Raw genomic sequence first — 14,970 nt, 5'->3', positions numbered from 1 at the left:
GTGAAAATGCGTTTAAAGTATGTGAGACTTGTTACAAAGCTGTGTGTATATTTTGAAAGAATTATGTCGATTATCTGAAAATATCTTATTTTTACTATAAAGCGATATCCTTTTTGAGTTTTTCATATTTTGGTACACTATTTATGTAGTGTAAACGAGAGAAAAGAGGGCCTTTTACTATGAAGTCATTAGAAGAGATTTTGCAATACAATGAGAAATTTGTGGAAGAGAAAAAGTATGAAGAGTTTGTAGCGGGGAAATTTCCAAATAAAAAGATGGTCATTATTTCTTGTATGGATACAAGACTTGTTGAACTATTGCCGAAAGCGATGAATATGCGTAACGGCGATGTGAAAATTATTAAAGTAGCAGGCGCTGTTATTTCACATCCATTTGGAAGTATTATGCGTAGTATTTTGGTCGCTGTATACGAACTTGGCGCTGATGAAGTATGTGTAGTTGGTCACCATGATTGTGGTATGGCAAAAATTCAAGCAAGTAGTACGATTGAGAAAATGAAAGAGCGCGGTATAACAGAAGAGAAATTAGATATGCTTCGTTATTCTGGAATCGATTTAGAACAATTCTTGCGCGGTTTCTCTAGTGTAGAAGAAAGTGTAGAACATAGCGTATCAGTACTTCGCAACCACCCATTACTTCCGGAAGAAGTACCTGTTCACGGTCTTGTTATCGATCCTGATACAGGAAAATTAGATTTAGTTGTGAATGGTTACGACAATTAAGAATGTACTTTGTCATCCTTTTTATCTGGGACAGGATCAAATCCTCCTGGGTGGAAAGGGTGACATTTTAATATACGCTTACAAGTAAGCCAAAAGCCTTTGAGTGCACCATGCTTTTGAAACGCCTCTAATCCGTAATGAGAACAAGTTGGATAAAAGCGGCAAGTGGGTGGTGTCATCGGAGAAATGAACTTTTGATAAAAGCGTATAATCCCAATAAAAATCTGTTTCATAACGATCTCCTTTTCAGCATATTCTTAAAGTATTATAGCACGACTGTACATAATACTTTACTAATGTGCATTTCCGTTATATCATATTGGATATAACGGAATTAAATTAAAAGCGGGAGAGATGTTGTATGCCATCAGTAGAAAGCTTTGAATTAGATCATACGATTGTAAAGGCACCTTATGTAAGACATTGCGGAGTTCACAATGTAGGTAGTGACGGTATTGTAAATAAATTTGATATTCGTTTTTGCCAACCGAATAAACAAGCGATGAAACCAGATGTTATTCATACGTTAGAACATTTATTAGCATTTAATTTACGTAAATATATTGATCGTTATCCGCATTTCGATATTATCGATATTTCACCAATGGGCTGCCAAACAGGATACTACCTTGTAGTAAGCGGAACACCGACAGTTCGAGAAATCATTGATTTATTAGAATTAACATTAAAAGATGCGGTTCAAATTACAGAAATTCCAGCTGCAAATGAAACGCAATGTGGTCAAGCGAAGCTTCACGATTTAGAAGGAGCAAAACGCTTAATGAACTTCTGGTTAAGCCAAGATAAAGATGAACTTGAGAAAGTATTTGGATAGGAAGAAAAACTGCCTGTGAAAGGGCAGTTTTTTTTTGTCATGATAATAAATAAAATTATATCGACGATTTTTCGAATATATCGACCGTAACTTGAAATATATCAACGATTTTTTTAATATATCGACGTTTCGACATGGAATATCGACTTACCGACAAAAACTGACAAAAAAATCATCCCTATTTTATTACGTGCTTGTAAATGCGAAATTGCTCAAGATTTCATTCTATACGTAGCGAAGGTAGTTTGATATGAGAACGAAGAGTGTAAGAATAGAAACGAAAAAAAACGGAATGCTCATTGATTTTCGTCCGGATATAAATTCGTTAATTCCGACAAGAATAAAGAAACAACTGAGAATAAATTGTACGTATGGGAGAAGTGAGAAATGATCGGTAATCTGGATATAAGTGCAAAGAGTGAGTATGAGAAGCGTGGAAAGTCCTAAAACAATCCGTAAACCAATTAGCATGTAATTCCCCCTTAAATAGATTATTTATCGGAATATTTCTGAGAAGCTAAGAAATAAAGCACCAGCTCCAGCTATGAAAGCAAATATACCACTAGATTTTCTGTCTTGTTTTATTTCTCCTAGTCCTATAGTGAAAGTCATTAATCCTAAGAAAATGAACATATAAGGCATCATTTCTCTATTACCAGTAAAATATCCGTAAATTACTATACATAATGCAATGAGTGCAAAAATAATCTGTAATCCCTTTAGCATATATATCCCCCCTGTTATTTTATATAGCTAATGATGAGGAAAATCCAAATAAATCCGGTTCCTGAATCTTTTTTCTTTATTTGTTCAAGGGCAATAAGGAATAGTAAAGCTCCTAATAGAAATTGTGAAAGTGGTAGAAAGTTATGTTGAACTGCTAGTAAACGAATACTGGATATGATGTGGCCTAAAATAAGTAGTAGTATACGAAGCGTATTATGAATTCTTCTTGCTGTTTTTTGTATACGGGTTATCTTCTGGTTTATCGACGGAATGTTTATAAGCGTAGCCTTTATTAATCGTCATGACGGAGAGTACTAATATGACTAGGACGATTATAATACCGATAATTAATATTTTAAACATGGAATCCCTCCTTTTCTTTATTTTACATAATTTTGTAATTGATGAAAACAATAGAAATAAAAAGGATGAAAGAAGGGTGTTACATGGAGCAGAAAAAAACATATTATATATCAATAGCAAACGGTCAAATTTCACAAGTGAAGACAGCGGATACGTATAATTTTGAGATTTCCGCAAATGATGAGGAAATTACGGAGTTAAGAGAGTACTTTGATCAAGCGTATGTAGAGGATTTAGGTTCATTTGTACGCTCCCACGTTCCATTTGTTGAGTATCATCATGATTCAAATAATGACCGATATGATGAACAACTACAAAAAGCATATAAAATGATTTACGATTTAGGAAATCATGAGACGAAAGAATTAGTCGCGCAAATGGGAATAATCAATGGATTATAATTGGATAATATTATGCAGAAAAGCGAGAATATGCTACAATTTGTGGTAGGAAAAACTTGTAACCATCAATAGGGGAGTAATGGCATGTACAAATTTAAAGATTATTACCACAACACTGTACAATTATCGTTTGAACGTTATCCATTTTCTCCTGAGCCAAAGCATGTTTGGGTTGTATGCCGGTACGGGGATCAATGGTTATTAACGCATCATTTACGTCGCGGTCTTGAATTTCCAGGTGGAAAAGTAGAACTAGGGGAAACACCGGAAGAAGCGGCAGTTCGAGAGGTTCATGAAGAAACCGGCGGCATAGTTTCTGATTTAACTTACTTAGGACAATATAAAGTATCTGGAAAAGACAAAATAATCATTAAAAACATTTATTTTGCAACAATTAGTGCGGTAGAAGAACATACGCATTACGAAGAAACGAAAGGCTCTGTTTTATTAACAGACATTCCTGACAACATTAAAACGGATAGAAAATTTAGCTTTATAATGCGCGACGATGTATTGGCGCGTACGATGAAACATATAGAAGAAATCGGCTGTTTTACGAAGTAAAGTGGCCGATTTCTTTTTTTATAAGATCAAATGTAAATATATCTTTACATTATTTTGGGTATATTATACAATTTTGTAAAGATATATTTACATTTTAGGAGGAGGAAGATGGATAACAGAAAAGAAACGACTGTTACTGTTTCGATGGTTAAATTAAATATCTATGCACTTCTTATAATATTCGCTTTGGCGTTTGGAATTGGTTATTTGCATATATTTCTTTCAGGCGGGGTGCAATTTGAATTTACATTGCCCGTTATGTTTCTTTTGATTATTGGAATGATTGTTTTCGTTTGTATTCATGAGGCAATACATTTAATTGGATTTCGTTATATCGGAGGTGTTCCGTGGAGTGAACTAAAATGGGGCGTCAATTGGAAATTAGGTGTTGCATATGCTCATTCTAAACAGGCGATTACAGTAAAGCAAATGAAGAAAGTGTTAATGTTACCGTTTTTACCGACTGGAATTTTGCCAATTGTATTGGGATTAGTTATGAATCTGGAGCCACTCTCATTTTTAGGAATTTTACTAACAGCGAGTTGTATCGGTGACATTGCCTTATATCAAAAAGTTTCAAAGTTTCCAGATGATGCGCTAGTGAAAGATCATCCGAGTAAACCGCAGTTTACAGTATATGAATCATAAAGGAAGAGGAGGCGTCCGGGAAACGAAGCCTCCTTTTACTATTGTCTTGTTTTTGTCTCTATCTCTAAAAGCGAAAGCACCTCCAACAAATCATCCACCACACGTGAATGCTCAAAATCACCCCAAAATGAATCTCTTTTCCAAACACCAAGAATCCCTACTTGTTCAGAACCCAGTACATCATTTTCAGGATGATCCCCAACGTAAAGACATTCTTCTGCCTTCACATCTAGCTTTTTTAAAGCTCTTTCGAAAATTTCAGGATGCGGTTTTTTTATTCCTTCCGCTTCTGAAACGAGAATTGTATTTGTATACGTATGTATGTTTAGTGCGCGAAGATTATTCATTTGAAAGTCAGTAAAGCCGTTTGTAATAATACCAATTTTAATATTTTGTTGTGTTAAACGTCGAAGTAATTCATGCATGTTTTGGAAAGGGATACAATGATGTTGAAAATTTGTAATGTAGTCGTGCAGCAGTTGCTCTTGCGTTAAAGTAGTAATGTTGTATTCGGAAAGGAGAGTAGCATATACTTTATCCTTCCACGTATAGCCATTATTATCTAGTTCGAGAAATCGAGAACAATACTCGGATTTTTCTATGGTCATTAAGTGAGAGGCAAAGCGATTATATTGATCATGAATAAATTGTTCTAAAGATTGATGACGGTCTAATAGTGTTCCATCTAAGTCGAATAGGACTGCTCGAATCATGGGTAACCTCCTTGCAATTTTTATAATTAATTATCGCATATTCGTTAAAAAGAGATTATTATATTTTTGTAGAATGGAATGATGGAGGATTGTATGAAGAGACTGTATAAAAAGTTAGTAGTGGTTATCGTTGCAATCGGCTTACTAGCAGGATGCGAAAGTTCTATGAAGAGTGTGAAAGAAAAAGAAGTGTGTAAAACAGACGAAGAATGTGTGGAAATAGGAGATAAGAAACTTCAAAAAGTATATGAAAAAATAGATGGATTATCTGAGCTTGAAGCAGTAGAAGATTATGAAATAGAAGAGCATGAAAGTGCGGATATGAAAGAGGCAGAGCAGAAAAAAGAAGATGATGATGAAAATTATTTCTTTTTAGCTTCTTATTATATTGATGGTGATGAAATTGTAGATCCTTATTTTGAAAAAATAGAACGGAAACGTTTAAATAAAGTATTTGCTGAAGATAAAGAAGCGAAAGAAGAAGTACTGCAACAACGTCAAGATAGAGGGTATCATGAAGACTTGTGGGATATGTATCGCACGCTCATTCCAGCTAAATATCGCGAGAATATAACAGAATTTGATTTAATAACGGATGGTTATGACGGTGTTGTTGCTCACGTTATGCCTAGTATAGAGAATCCGAAAGACTGGACTCTTAGCTTAGATACGCTTGATTCTGCAGTAAATATCGATGAAGTGATGAAAACATTAATTCATGAGACAGCTCACGTGTTGACGCTCGGGCATAAGCAAATACCAGTAGATGAAAACTATATAAAGGATTTTGAAGAGGATAAAGATATTTTAACGTACAGAAATAAATGTGGAAATCTTTTCTTACAAGAGGGATGTGCGGAGGAAAACTCTTATATTAATCAATTTTATAATTCTTTCTGGAAGTCTATTGAGCAGGAGTGGACAGAAAAGAAAGTAGAAGAAAGTGAAGAAACGCAAATTGAATTTTTTAAAGAAAAGCATGATGAGTTTGTCTCACAGTATGGAACGTCAAATGTAGCGGAAGATATTGCAGATACGTTTACAGCGTTTATTTTACAAGATTCAAAAAAGGTGAAGGAAGGAACAGAGTTAAAATATAAAAAAATCGCCTTTTTCTATCAATTCCCTGAGCTTGTAAAAATGAGAGCGGAAGTGTTGTCTGGATTATATGATATTTCGAAAACGATAGAACAACAAAGTGGAAACTAATGTGAGTTATATATGTTAGTTAAGAAAACGTAAAGAATTTTAGTTCTTTGCGTTTTTCATGTTGATAAAATTGAAAATTCTGTATTTTTATTAAAAAGAAGAAGGAACTATCACTATAAAATAGAATTAGTATAAAAATGTCACAATTTAGACACAATTATAATGCGCGTGTTATAGGGACTATAAGTTTACTCTCGAGGAGGTAATGAAACGTATGAAAACGATTCTTGCTGTCGCTGGTCTCATTTGGGTAATGTCTCACGGTTTTCCGATTTTTGAAGGGGAGCAAATTCGTAGTGCATTGGATAAAAAGTTTAGTGATTATCATGTAATAGATCGAAAAGATAATGTCGTTACAGTACGTGTGAAAGATTGTTTCCATACAGTTACGGTTGCGGATGGAAATGTTAAAAATGAAACAAAGATGTGTGATAAAAAGTAAAAGAAAGAAGCTGACTATAGTCTATCGCTCTAAGTCAGCTTCTTTTTCGTTTCCCAATTAGAAGTTTTTCAAATGCCTCAACAAACACATACATAAGTGTTGCGAGGACGCATGTGAGTAGTACGCTTAGTAAGACAAGTGTGAAATTAAATACTTGGAATCCGTAGCTAATTAAGTAGCCAAGGCCTTGTTTAGAGACGAGAAGTTCGCCGAATATAACACCGACCCACGATAATCCAACGTTCACTTTTAATGTTGAAATAATGGCTGGGAAAGATGCAGGGAGAACGACTTGTTTATAACATTGCCATTTATTTGCGCCAAATGTGTCCATCACTTTTATATAGTTAGAATCGACTTCTTGAAATGCGCTGTAAATAACGAGAATGGTAATGATGATAGAAATGATTACTCCCATTGCAATTGACGAAGAAATATTTGGGCCGAAGATTACAATGATAATCGGACCAAGTGCCACTTTTGGCATGGCGTTTAGGACGACGAGATATGGATCGAGTACGCGGGCGAGAAGGGGTAGCCACCAAAGGAAAGTAGCGATAATAGCTCCGAGCACTGTTCCAAGAATGAAGCCTACTCCCGTTTCAAGTAATGTCGTCCATATGTGAACCAAAAGCGAACCGTCCATCCATTTATTAAGGAAGAGATCCCAAATGCTTGAAGGAGAGCTAAAGAGTAAAGGGTCAATCCATTCCTTTTTGCTAGCTATCTCCCATAGTGCAAAGAGAAGAATGAGCAGTAAAAGTTGCAAAGAGCGTGCTAACCATGCGCGCCTGCGTTCTTTTTTCCGAAACTGTTCATGTAGTTGTTTTATATTATCCAAGACGCTCCAGCTCCTTCCATATATTTTGGAAGAGGGATGGGAAGTCATGGTGATGGCGTGATTCTAACGGTGATAAGGAACGGATGCTTTCTGGGACGATAAATGTTTTTGCAATTTTTCCGGGATTCGCTTGTAGCAAATAAATACGATCACTCATCGCAATGGCTTCTTCAATATCATGCGTCACGAGTAGTGAAGTTTTCTTATATTTGTGTAGTAAGCTGAAAACGAGATTTTCTAGTTTCAATTTCGTTTGATAATCGAGCGCCGAAAAAGGTTCATCTAGCAATAAAATTTTTGGATCGGTCGCTAATGTTCGAACGAGGGCGGCACGTTGACGCATACCACCGGATAGTTCACGAGGGTATTGCTGCTCTACATCATGTAGACCGACTTGCTTTAAAAGCTGTAAAGTATGTTCTTTCGTCTGTTCATCGTAAATGTTTCGGATATGAAGTCCAAGCATAATATTTTCTTCAATTGTCTTCCAAGGGAACAAGTAGTCTTGCTGCAACATATATCCCATAGATGAAGTTTTCGTTGTAATGGGCTCACCATCTAAAAAGACGATACCTTCAATTGGATCAAGCAGCCCGGCAATAATGGAGAGGAGTGTCGTTTTGCCACAACCACTTGGACCAAGTATCGAAATGAATTCGCCTTCTTCCACTTGTAAACTCATATCTTCGAGAATCAATTTGGCATTCTCTTTTGCGAAAAAGCAGTGAGAAACGTTACGTATTTGTAAAAAGCTCATACACTTCGCCTCTATTTCTTAATAACGCTCTCGGCAATTTTCGTATTGACGAGCGCTTCATATGGAACTTCTTTTTGTAATTCGCCAGCGTCTTTCATAATCGTTTGGAGCTGTTTCCATTCTTCAGCATCTAATAGCGGATTTGTCGCATAAGAATGTTGCTTTTTATACCGTTCAATTACTTTTACTGTAATGTCTTTTGAAGTGTCTTTAAATAACGGAGAAACGGCATCAGCAATTTCTTCTGGGCTATGAGTATCAACCCATTGTTGTGCTTTATACAGCGCCCGTGTGAATTTTTCAGCAGCAGCTTTATCTTTCTTTAAGAAACTTTCTTTTGCCATGAACGATGTATACGGAACAGTACCAGATTCATTTCCGAACGAAGCGACGATATAACCTTTACCTTCTTTTTCAAATATACTTGCAGTCGGTTCAAAGAGCTGGACAAATTCTCCCGTACCAGATGCGTAGGCATTTGCAATATTAGCAAATTCGATGTTTTGGATTAAATTTGTATCTTTGTGAGGATCAATGCCATTTTTCTTTAAAACGTATTCTCCAACCATTTGCGGCATACCGCCTTTACGCTGTCCTAAAAACGTAACACCTTTTACGTCATTCCAATTAAAAGAGTCTAATTTTTTACGCGAAACTAAAAATGTTCCATCTGTTTGTGTAAGTTGTGCGAAGTTAATGACGGGATCTTTTGCGCCTTGTTGATGAACGTAAATGGACGTTTCAGAACCGACGAGAGCAATATCAATCCCGCCAGATAATAAGGCAGTCATCGTTTTATCTCCTCCAGCTGTTGTTTGGAGGTCAACATGTAATCCCTCATCTTTAAAAAATCCTTTTTCAATCCCGACATATAACGGGGCATAGAAGAGAGAGTGGGTAACTTCGCCGACTCGAACATTTTGAGTTTGTTCTTTCGTATCTTCTTTTTTACTACTGCAAGCAACAAGTGTGAAGACAGCTAGTAACATGATACAAAAAACAGCTATTAATTTTTTCACTATATAACACCTCCTAGAAGTCACTCTACAAGCATGATATGTAGGTAAGTGCCCATATGTGAGTGTAGATAGCAGGAATTTTTTTGGGGATAAAGAAGTACAAATATAAGGGGTGATAAAATGGAGTACGAATATGATGATAGCGTACATTTACATCTTGACTATTTCGGAACAGAATGTGATATGGAATCGATTGCTTATAAACGGAAGAATGAAGACGTGTGGGATGTATATTTTAATTTTGGAGCATATGGTCTTCAGAAAGATGGGATTGAGACGGGGAAATTTATGGACGAATATGCTGGTTATTACGTTTTTTCTGTACATGCTCGTGATCTTAGTTGGGAATTTGGAAGTGCTCAATTTGAAGAGTGGGTTTTGAAAAATCATATAGTAGAAAAATCGCTGCAAAAATAAGGAGGAATTTTGTGGTCGATTTTCTCATTTTCTTATTCATTTTTGTAGTGGGATTTTTTATTATGCAAGTGCTCATCTACCGATTTGCAAAGAAAAACATCCAAAAATATACAAAGATAAAATGGGTTCATATGTGGCTAGAGATGAATATGAAAAAGGGTCCGAGATTAGATTTTTTTGATTTTGTAGTTATTGTACTCGTATGTATCGTATGGAAAATATGCCTGTTTCCTTTTATATAATATACATGCTAATGATTTTTTCTTTTATCATAAAATAACGAAAAGAACCTGTCTTGTGGCAGGATTTTTTCGTTATAGCAATAGTTGTAAAAAACTTGCATTTATAAGTAAAATAGTGAGTAGTATTGTGAAAGATATTTTGACAAATATTTTGACAAATACAGAAACACATACATACGGAATTAAAGTGTGATTACAGAATGGATAAATTGGCTGTTTGTAAAGTGTGGGGTAATAAGAAAGAGGTCGTCCACCGTTGGACGACCTCTTTCTTATTATGCTTGGTTCGTGCGGAAGAATGGAAGCTTCTGCACAATGTGAATTAATCCGTATGCAAGAATTAAGCACATAAGGGGATTAATGAAAAATCCATAGCGATTAATTGCTAAGAATAAGTTTGAGAAGATAATGTAAATAATAGAACTTGCTACTAACATCATAACGCGTTTATGTTTAAATGAATTTAGCATGAAGCAGAAGCTGCTCAAGAATGTACCGATGATAAACACTCTATGACATAGTTGCATAAAGTTGTGAATACGGTATTGGTCTACAGCAGGAGCTGTTTTGAATAATTCAATTGTTTTACCGACAGTGAACCAAGAGAACCAATAAGTGAAGTCCGTCTTAAAGCCGTTCTTGATTAATTCTTTTGCGTATGCCCCTTTGTCATCTAAGCCTTTGGCTCTCATTTCATTTACTATATTTTCATATCCAATTTTATTAAATGGATCAGCACCCGCAATTAGTGGATCAGCACCTTGGGTTGAGAATAAAATAAATTGGTTGAGTGCTAAATAGTTACGAACAACCCATGCACCAATAATAAAGAAAGGTCCGATAAACCATAACAATCCGATTCGAATGGAGTCTTTAAATCCATATGTAAATAATACAACAAGAACAGGAATGAGCATCATTGGAGCTGGATTTGGACGGAACATAAGTAAAATTGAAACGACAATTCCAAACCATATATGGAATTTCACTTTATTGTATTTCCATGCGAGAACAAATACATATACACATAACGCTAATAAGAATATGGATGGAACTTCTGTTAGCAATGTACGGAAGTATGTATAGTTACTTGGATAGATAGCATATAAAATACTTGCAACAATTCCATAAATGTTTTTTTCGAACAATTCTTTTCCTATTAAGAATACTAATAGCACTGTGCATAGGTTCATAATCATGTTAATAACAGTTGCTACGTAATAGTAAGGAATTGATGTAATATCAGAAATAATCATAGCGCCAGCTAATAGTAATGGCTGACCTGGTGTGATATATGCATTTTTCCCTGGAACTTCACTAGGTTCTAAATACACATAACCAAATACACCATGTTTTAATAGTTGTTCAGCTGTTAACGAATAGTTAAAGGCATCATTTGCACCATATGTTACTTTGACTAACTCTCCATCTAATCCTGGCTGTTTTACTAAACAAAAAACGTGCAACAGGAAAGAAAGCGCCAAAATTGCATATACCGCTTTAGGCAAACTCTTAAACTTAGTAAGCAAAAATGAGCAACTCCTTTTTTATTAATTCTTTCGTATTTTCATGTGAAATCTTTAATAATATTAAGGATTTCCAAAACATAGTTATTATATCATAAAGTGGAATGCTGAAATTAAGTTTTTCAAGAATGAGTAATTTGTATGCCATAATTTAACTGTTTACTAAGGGAATATTAAGACAATACATTTATGATAGAAGCAAGTATGCAGACGAAATATGTCATATATGTTATTTTAATAGAAATAGTTCTTTCGATGCGGGGGAAATTAAGACATAGAAACGAGGGAATGAATTGAAGTATGGTTCTACACTTTTTGATCTTCCAAAAAGAAATATATTAATTTCTAGCATTATAAGTAGTATGGTGACTTTATTAGTAATAACTATGCTGTTTATGCTTTTAAAGGTTTTTAATTTAGACATAATGAAAGCTCATTTAAATCAAAATCTTGTTTTAATTGTTATGATGATTTTCATATGGGGCATAACATTTTATATTTCACATTTTAATAAAAAAGAGATGTCTACACTTAGGGCATCCCTACGAGTGCATTTTGTATTATTTTTACTAGCTCATACAGTAGCGTTATTTTATATTGTCATGCAAGTTAATATGAGTTTCATAGAGGCAATGAATTGGATTTACTTGTATAACATGCAGTTTATATTAAGTTTTGTAGTAATTTATGCAATATACATTCTTGTTTATAATTTAATAGGCAAGGTTTTTCTAAGTATGATTTTAACGAGCTGTACGTTAGTCATTTTAGGTATTGTGAATTATTTAAAGCTTATTTTTAGAGGTGATCCGCTGTATCCTTCTGATTTCACACAAATTATGCATATGCAATCTGTTATACCGATGGTGATGGACTATTTTAGCTGGAGTTATATTTTTGTCATTATCTTAAGTATCGTGGCTTGTATTGTAGCAGGGATATATATGAGAAGGTATATTCAAAATGTAAAGACTCATCTAGGAATAAGAGCCTTATTAGTAGTAGGTTCTATTTTTGTTCTATATGCGTACGGTAATTTTGCGAACACATTTATGAATAAAGTATTTCAAAAATCAGGTGTAGATTTTGTTTTGTGGGATCAAAATGAGAACTATGCTTCAAATGGTTTTGTACTTGGGTTTATTAGCAATTTAGATACAACAGTTATGGAAAAACCAAAAAATTATTCTAAAGAAAATATGCTTCAAATAGCAAACGATATAAAAAAACAATATAGTGGAAATATAGGGAGCCAAAAGAAAAAAGAGAAACCGAATATTATTTTTGTAATGAGTGAATCGTTTTGGGATCCGACGAAAGCAACTAACCTTTCTTTTAGTGAAGATCCTGTACCAAATTTACATCATTATATAGAAAACTTTCCTGGTGGACAAACTATTTCTCCTACATTTGGGGGAAATACGGCGAATGTTGAATTTGAGGCATTAACGAGTTATTCAATGAGTTTGTTAAAGCCAGGTTCTATACCATATCAGCAGGTTATTACAAATAAGAAAGAAATTCCATCAATCCCTACGGCGTTGAAAAAAGAAGGGTATTACACAAGTGCAATTCATTCATTTGGTCGCACATTCTTTAAACGTGATGATGTATATAAGGTGTTAGGATTTGATAAATTTAATGCAGCTGATACGATGGAAAATGTAGATGTTGATGGAGATTATATTAGTGATTTAGCGATGAGTAAAGAGATAATTGCTGAGTTAGAGAAACAAAAACAACCTACATTTATTCATGCAGTTACGATGCAAAATCATTTTCCATTTACAGAGGGCCGATTTGGTGAAAACCTAATAGAAATTAGCGGGCTAGAAAATGAAGAATCAAAGGGAGAATTAGAGACGTATACAGAAGGGTTAAGACGTTCAGATGAGGCCCTTCAATATTTAATAGAGCAACTAGATAATTTAGATAGACCTACATTATTAGTATTCTTTGGAGATCATCTTCCATCATTAGGAACAAATAAATCTTTTTATAAAGAGAATGGGTATATAACGAATGAAAAAACACCGAGCGAACGTTTAGCGATGGCCCAAACGCCGCTATTAATGTACGCAAACTTTGATATGCCAAATGATAATTTAGGTGTAGTAAGTCCAATTTATTTTTCTAATCTTATTTTTGATTATGCAGGATTAAATAAATCCGTATTTTATCAATTTTTATCGGCATTTTACAAGGAAATACCAGTACTTAGAGATGAATTAAAAGTTGATAAAAATGGAGAAGTAATCAATGATTTAACAAAGAAACAAAAAGAAATGTTAGAACAATATAAAATACTCCAATATGATTTACTCGTCGGAAATCAATATAGTAAAGATATCCTTTTTAAATAAAAGAAACAAAAAGAACTTGTATAACGATACAAGTTCTTTTTTATAGTATTTAACGGGGTAACCAGACAAGCTGGGTTTAGGGAGTATTACTTGTACCTTTAGTATAAATGAAAATGTAATCGTTGTATTAGCTGATTTGTGAGAAATGTGTGAATTTTAATGTTTTTGAAAACTACGTTCCTATCGATACGATTTGGCATAGGTTTTTATGAATGTAAAAACTTTATAAGTTCTTCGTTTAATTCATCCGCTTGATCGATTGGGGAGCCGTGACCACTATTGGTGAGAGGATGTAACTGAGAATTTTTAATCTGTTTTTGTGTAAGTTCAGCGCTTTTGTATGGGATAAGTTGATCGTGAATACCGTGGAATATTTTTGTTGGCACGTTAATTTTACTTAAATCTTTCGTTACATCTTCATTTGCAGCTGCTTGCAATATTTTGATGAGGGCATAGGAAGCAGACTGCATACCGAGATAAGAAAACCATTCTAACGTAGCAGATCCTAAGTTTCTATTAAAAAATGATAAAGATACATCATTTAAAAATTTAGGGAGATTGGCATACATTTGATTAATGAGAGTATCTGCTTGTTCTTTTGGGACACCATAGGGAGATTCTTGATTTTTAACGAAAGAGGGGGAAACGGCATCGACTAATACAAGTTTAGAAATACGCTGACCATTATAGCGAGACATGTACCGAATAGAAAGGGCACCGCCTACTGAGAAACCGACTAATGTAGCATTTTCGACTTGAAGTGCTTCTAAAACGATGGCGATATCGTCTGCTAAACGATCGTATGTGTAACCAGTCCATGGTTTATCAGACTGCCCATTTCCGCGTATATCCATAGCGATGCAGCGGAAACCGTGCTGTGGTAACACGTTGAGTTGATATTGGTACATTTGATGATTTAAAGGCCAACCATGGACGAAGAACACAGTTTTACTACCAGGACCGGGATTAACATCTTGCACAAAAATATGCACATCTTTCTCGACGGTAACAAACATGAATGAGCCTCCTATTCATACGCCAGAAGCGTAGGATTTCGTTCTATTAAGACATCAAGCTTTCCTTCATTTTTTACCATTTATATAAAATCTCTCCTACATAATATACGTATTATTGTTTATAATTTTTATGATTACATATCGT

Annotated in this window: 20 protein-coding genes; 10 read left to right on the top strand and 10 right to left on the bottom strand. The window is 34.6% G+C overall.

The annotated features are described in order from the left end of the window. The first annotated feature begins 179 nt into the window (after positions 1 to 179). The gene (locus EGX95_RS22720) at positions 180 to 743 is read left to right on the top strand and encodes a beta-class carbonic anhydrase (protein WP_000838159.1); all 564 of its coding nucleotides are present in this window, start codon (positions 180 to 182) and stop codon (positions 741 to 743) included. Here EGX95_RS22720 and yidD read toward each other — a convergent pair. Beyond that, positions 740 to 976, bottom strand: coding sequence for a membrane protein insertion efficiency factor YidD (yidD, locus tag EGX95_RS22715; protein WP_000809333.1), 237 nt, complete (start codon positions 974 to 976; stop codon positions 740 to 742). The two genes, EGX95_RS22720 and yidD, sit on opposite strands and share 4 nt — an antisense overlap. Positions 977 to 1,104: 128 nt before the next feature. Here yidD and luxS point away from each other — a divergent pair, with 128 nt between their 5' ends. After that, the gene (gene luxS / locus EGX95_RS22710) at positions 1,105 to 1,578 is read left to right on the top strand and encodes an S-ribosylhomocysteine lyase LuxS (RefSeq protein ID WP_001141369.1); all 474 of its coding nucleotides are present in this window, start codon (positions 1,105 to 1,107) and stop codon (positions 1,576 to 1,578) included. A gap of 495 nt (positions 1,579 to 2,073) precedes the next feature. On the opposite strand, the gene EGX95_RS22705 is transcribed toward luxS, so the two are convergent. The 3 genes from EGX95_RS22705 to ytzI are packed head-to-tail and all read right to left on the bottom strand — an operon-like array spanning position 2,074 to position 2,667. Beyond that, positions 2,074 to 2,304: a YczI family protein gene (locus tag EGX95_RS22705; RefSeq protein WP_000911961.1), complete on the bottom strand. Its 231-nt coding sequence runs from the start codon at positions 2,302 to 2,304 to the stop codon at positions 2,074 to 2,076. 14 nt (positions 2,305 to 2,318) lie between these two features. After that, positions 2,319 to 2,525, bottom strand: a complete 207-nt coding sequence (locus EGX95_RS22700; protein WP_046940845.1) for a DUF3953 domain-containing protein — start codon at positions 2,523 to 2,525, stop codon at positions 2,319 to 2,321. Continuing rightward, entirely contained in the window at positions 2,518 to 2,667 is a 150-nt protein-coding gene (ytzI, locus tag EGX95_RS22695; protein ID WP_000472802.1) for a YtzI protein, read from the bottom strand. The genes EGX95_RS22700 and ytzI overlap by 8 nt, the downstream gene beginning before the upstream one ends. A gap of 83 nt (positions 2,668 to 2,750) precedes the next feature. Between ytzI and EGX95_RS22690 the strand changes: the two genes are divergently transcribed. The 3 genes from EGX95_RS22690 (at position 2,751) to EGX95_RS22680 (ending at position 4,280) form a co-directional block, all read left to right on the top strand. Further along, complete coding sequence (locus EGX95_RS22690; RefSeq protein ID WP_000435818.1) at positions 2,751 to 3,068, top strand: hypothetical protein; 318 nt, start codon at positions 2,751 to 2,753, stop codon at positions 3,066 to 3,068. 84 nt (positions 3,069 to 3,152) lie between these two features. After that, complete coding sequence (gene mutTA / locus EGX95_RS22685; RefSeq protein ID WP_000276386.1) at positions 3,153 to 3,632, top strand: antimutator 8-oxo-(dGTP/GTP)ase; 480 nt, start codon at positions 3,153 to 3,155, stop codon at positions 3,630 to 3,632. A 108-nt stretch (positions 3,633 to 3,740) separates the two neighbouring features. Next, positions 3,741 to 4,280, top strand: a complete 540-nt coding sequence (locus tag EGX95_RS22680) for a DUF3267 domain-containing protein (RefSeq protein WP_000370315.1) — start codon at positions 3,741 to 3,743, stop codon at positions 4,278 to 4,280. Positions 4,281 to 4,318: 38 nt separating this feature from the next. On the opposite strand, the gene EGX95_RS22675 is transcribed toward EGX95_RS22680, so the two are convergent. Beyond that, positions 4,319 to 4,993 (bottom strand): HAD family hydrolase, encoded by a 675-nt coding sequence (locus EGX95_RS22675; RefSeq protein ID WP_000617302.1) that lies wholly within the window; start codon positions 4,991 to 4,993, stop codon positions 4,319 to 4,321. 93 nt (positions 4,994 to 5,086) lie between these two features. On the opposite strand from EGX95_RS22675, the gene EGX95_RS22670 reads away from it, so the two are divergent. After that, complete coding sequence (locus EGX95_RS22670; protein WP_000827081.1) at positions 5,087 to 6,202, top strand: hypothetical protein; 1,116 nt, start codon at positions 5,087 to 5,089, stop codon at positions 6,200 to 6,202. Between the two features lie 214 nt (positions 6,203 to 6,416). Then, positions 6,417 to 6,644, top strand: a complete 228-nt coding sequence (locus EGX95_RS22665) for a hypothetical protein (protein WP_000849111.1) — start codon at positions 6,417 to 6,419, stop codon at positions 6,642 to 6,644. Positions 6,645 to 6,678: 34 nt separating this feature from the next. Here EGX95_RS22665 and EGX95_RS22660 read toward each other — a convergent pair whose 3' ends face one another. Genes EGX95_RS22660 through EGX95_RS22650 form a run of 3 tightly spaced genes read right to left on the bottom strand, consistent with a single transcriptional unit; the run spans position 6,679 to position 9,261 of the window. Further along, on the bottom strand, positions 6,679 to 7,485 hold the full coding sequence (locus EGX95_RS22660) for an ABC transporter permease (protein ID WP_000368795.1): 807 nt from the start codon (positions 7,483 to 7,485) through the stop codon (positions 6,679 to 6,681). Further along, on the bottom strand, positions 7,478 to 8,242 hold the full coding sequence (locus EGX95_RS22655; protein WP_000009050.1) for an ABC transporter ATP-binding protein: 765 nt from the start codon (positions 8,240 to 8,242) through the stop codon (positions 7,478 to 7,480). The genes EGX95_RS22660 and EGX95_RS22655 overlap by 8 nt, the downstream gene beginning before the upstream one ends. Before the next feature lie 11 nt (positions 8,243 to 8,253). Continuing rightward, entirely contained in the window at positions 8,254 to 9,261 is a 1,008-nt protein-coding gene (locus tag EGX95_RS22650) for an ABC transporter substrate-binding protein (RefSeq protein WP_000733213.1), read from the bottom strand. 120 nt (positions 9,262 to 9,381) lie between these two features. On the opposite strand from EGX95_RS22650, the gene EGX95_RS22645 reads away from it, so the two are divergent. Together EGX95_RS22645 and EGX95_RS22640 are read left to right on the top strand one after the other, a co-directional pair. After that, on the top strand, positions 9,382 to 9,678 hold the full coding sequence (locus EGX95_RS22645) for a DUF3986 family protein (RefSeq protein WP_000455572.1): 297 nt from the start codon (positions 9,382 to 9,384) through the stop codon (positions 9,676 to 9,678). Positions 9,679 to 9,689: 11 nt separating this feature from the next. After that, positions 9,690 to 9,920: a hypothetical protein gene (locus EGX95_RS22640; protein WP_000227425.1), complete on the top strand. Its 231-nt coding sequence runs from the start codon at positions 9,690 to 9,692 to the stop codon at positions 9,918 to 9,920. Positions 9,921 to 10,195: 275 nt separating this feature from the next. Here the strand turns inward: EGX95_RS22640 and EGX95_RS22635 are convergent, their stop codons facing one another. Then, complete coding sequence (locus EGX95_RS22635; RefSeq protein WP_000956217.1) at positions 10,196 to 11,449, bottom strand: glycosyltransferase family 39 protein; 1,254 nt, start codon at positions 11,447 to 11,449, stop codon at positions 10,196 to 10,198. Positions 11,450 to 11,739: 290 nt separating this feature from the next. On the opposite strand from EGX95_RS22635, the gene EGX95_RS22630 reads away from it, so the two are divergent. After that, positions 11,740 to 13,809 carry an LTA synthase family protein gene (locus tag EGX95_RS22630; RefSeq protein ID WP_000873613.1) on the top strand — a complete coding sequence of 690 codons (2,070 nt, stop codon included), beginning with the start codon at positions 11,740 to 11,742 and terminating at the stop codon, positions 13,807 to 13,809. 206 nt (positions 13,810 to 14,015) lie between these two features. Here EGX95_RS22630 and EGX95_RS22625 read toward each other — a convergent pair whose 3' ends face one another. Further along, positions 14,016 to 14,825, bottom strand: coding sequence for an alpha/beta fold hydrolase (locus tag EGX95_RS22625; protein WP_000498290.1), 810 nt, complete (start codon positions 14,823 to 14,825; stop codon positions 14,016 to 14,018). Positions 14,826 to 14,970 lie beyond the last annotated feature (145 nt).

The organism is Bacillus sp. FDAARGOS_527, assembly GCF_003812125.1.
Taxonomy (GTDB): domain Bacteria; phylum Bacillota; class Bacilli; order Bacillales; family Bacillaceae_G; genus Bacillus_A; species Bacillus_A paranthracis.
Note: the sequence above shows the minus strand (reverse complement) of the source record. Positions and strands in the feature narration are given on the sequence as shown.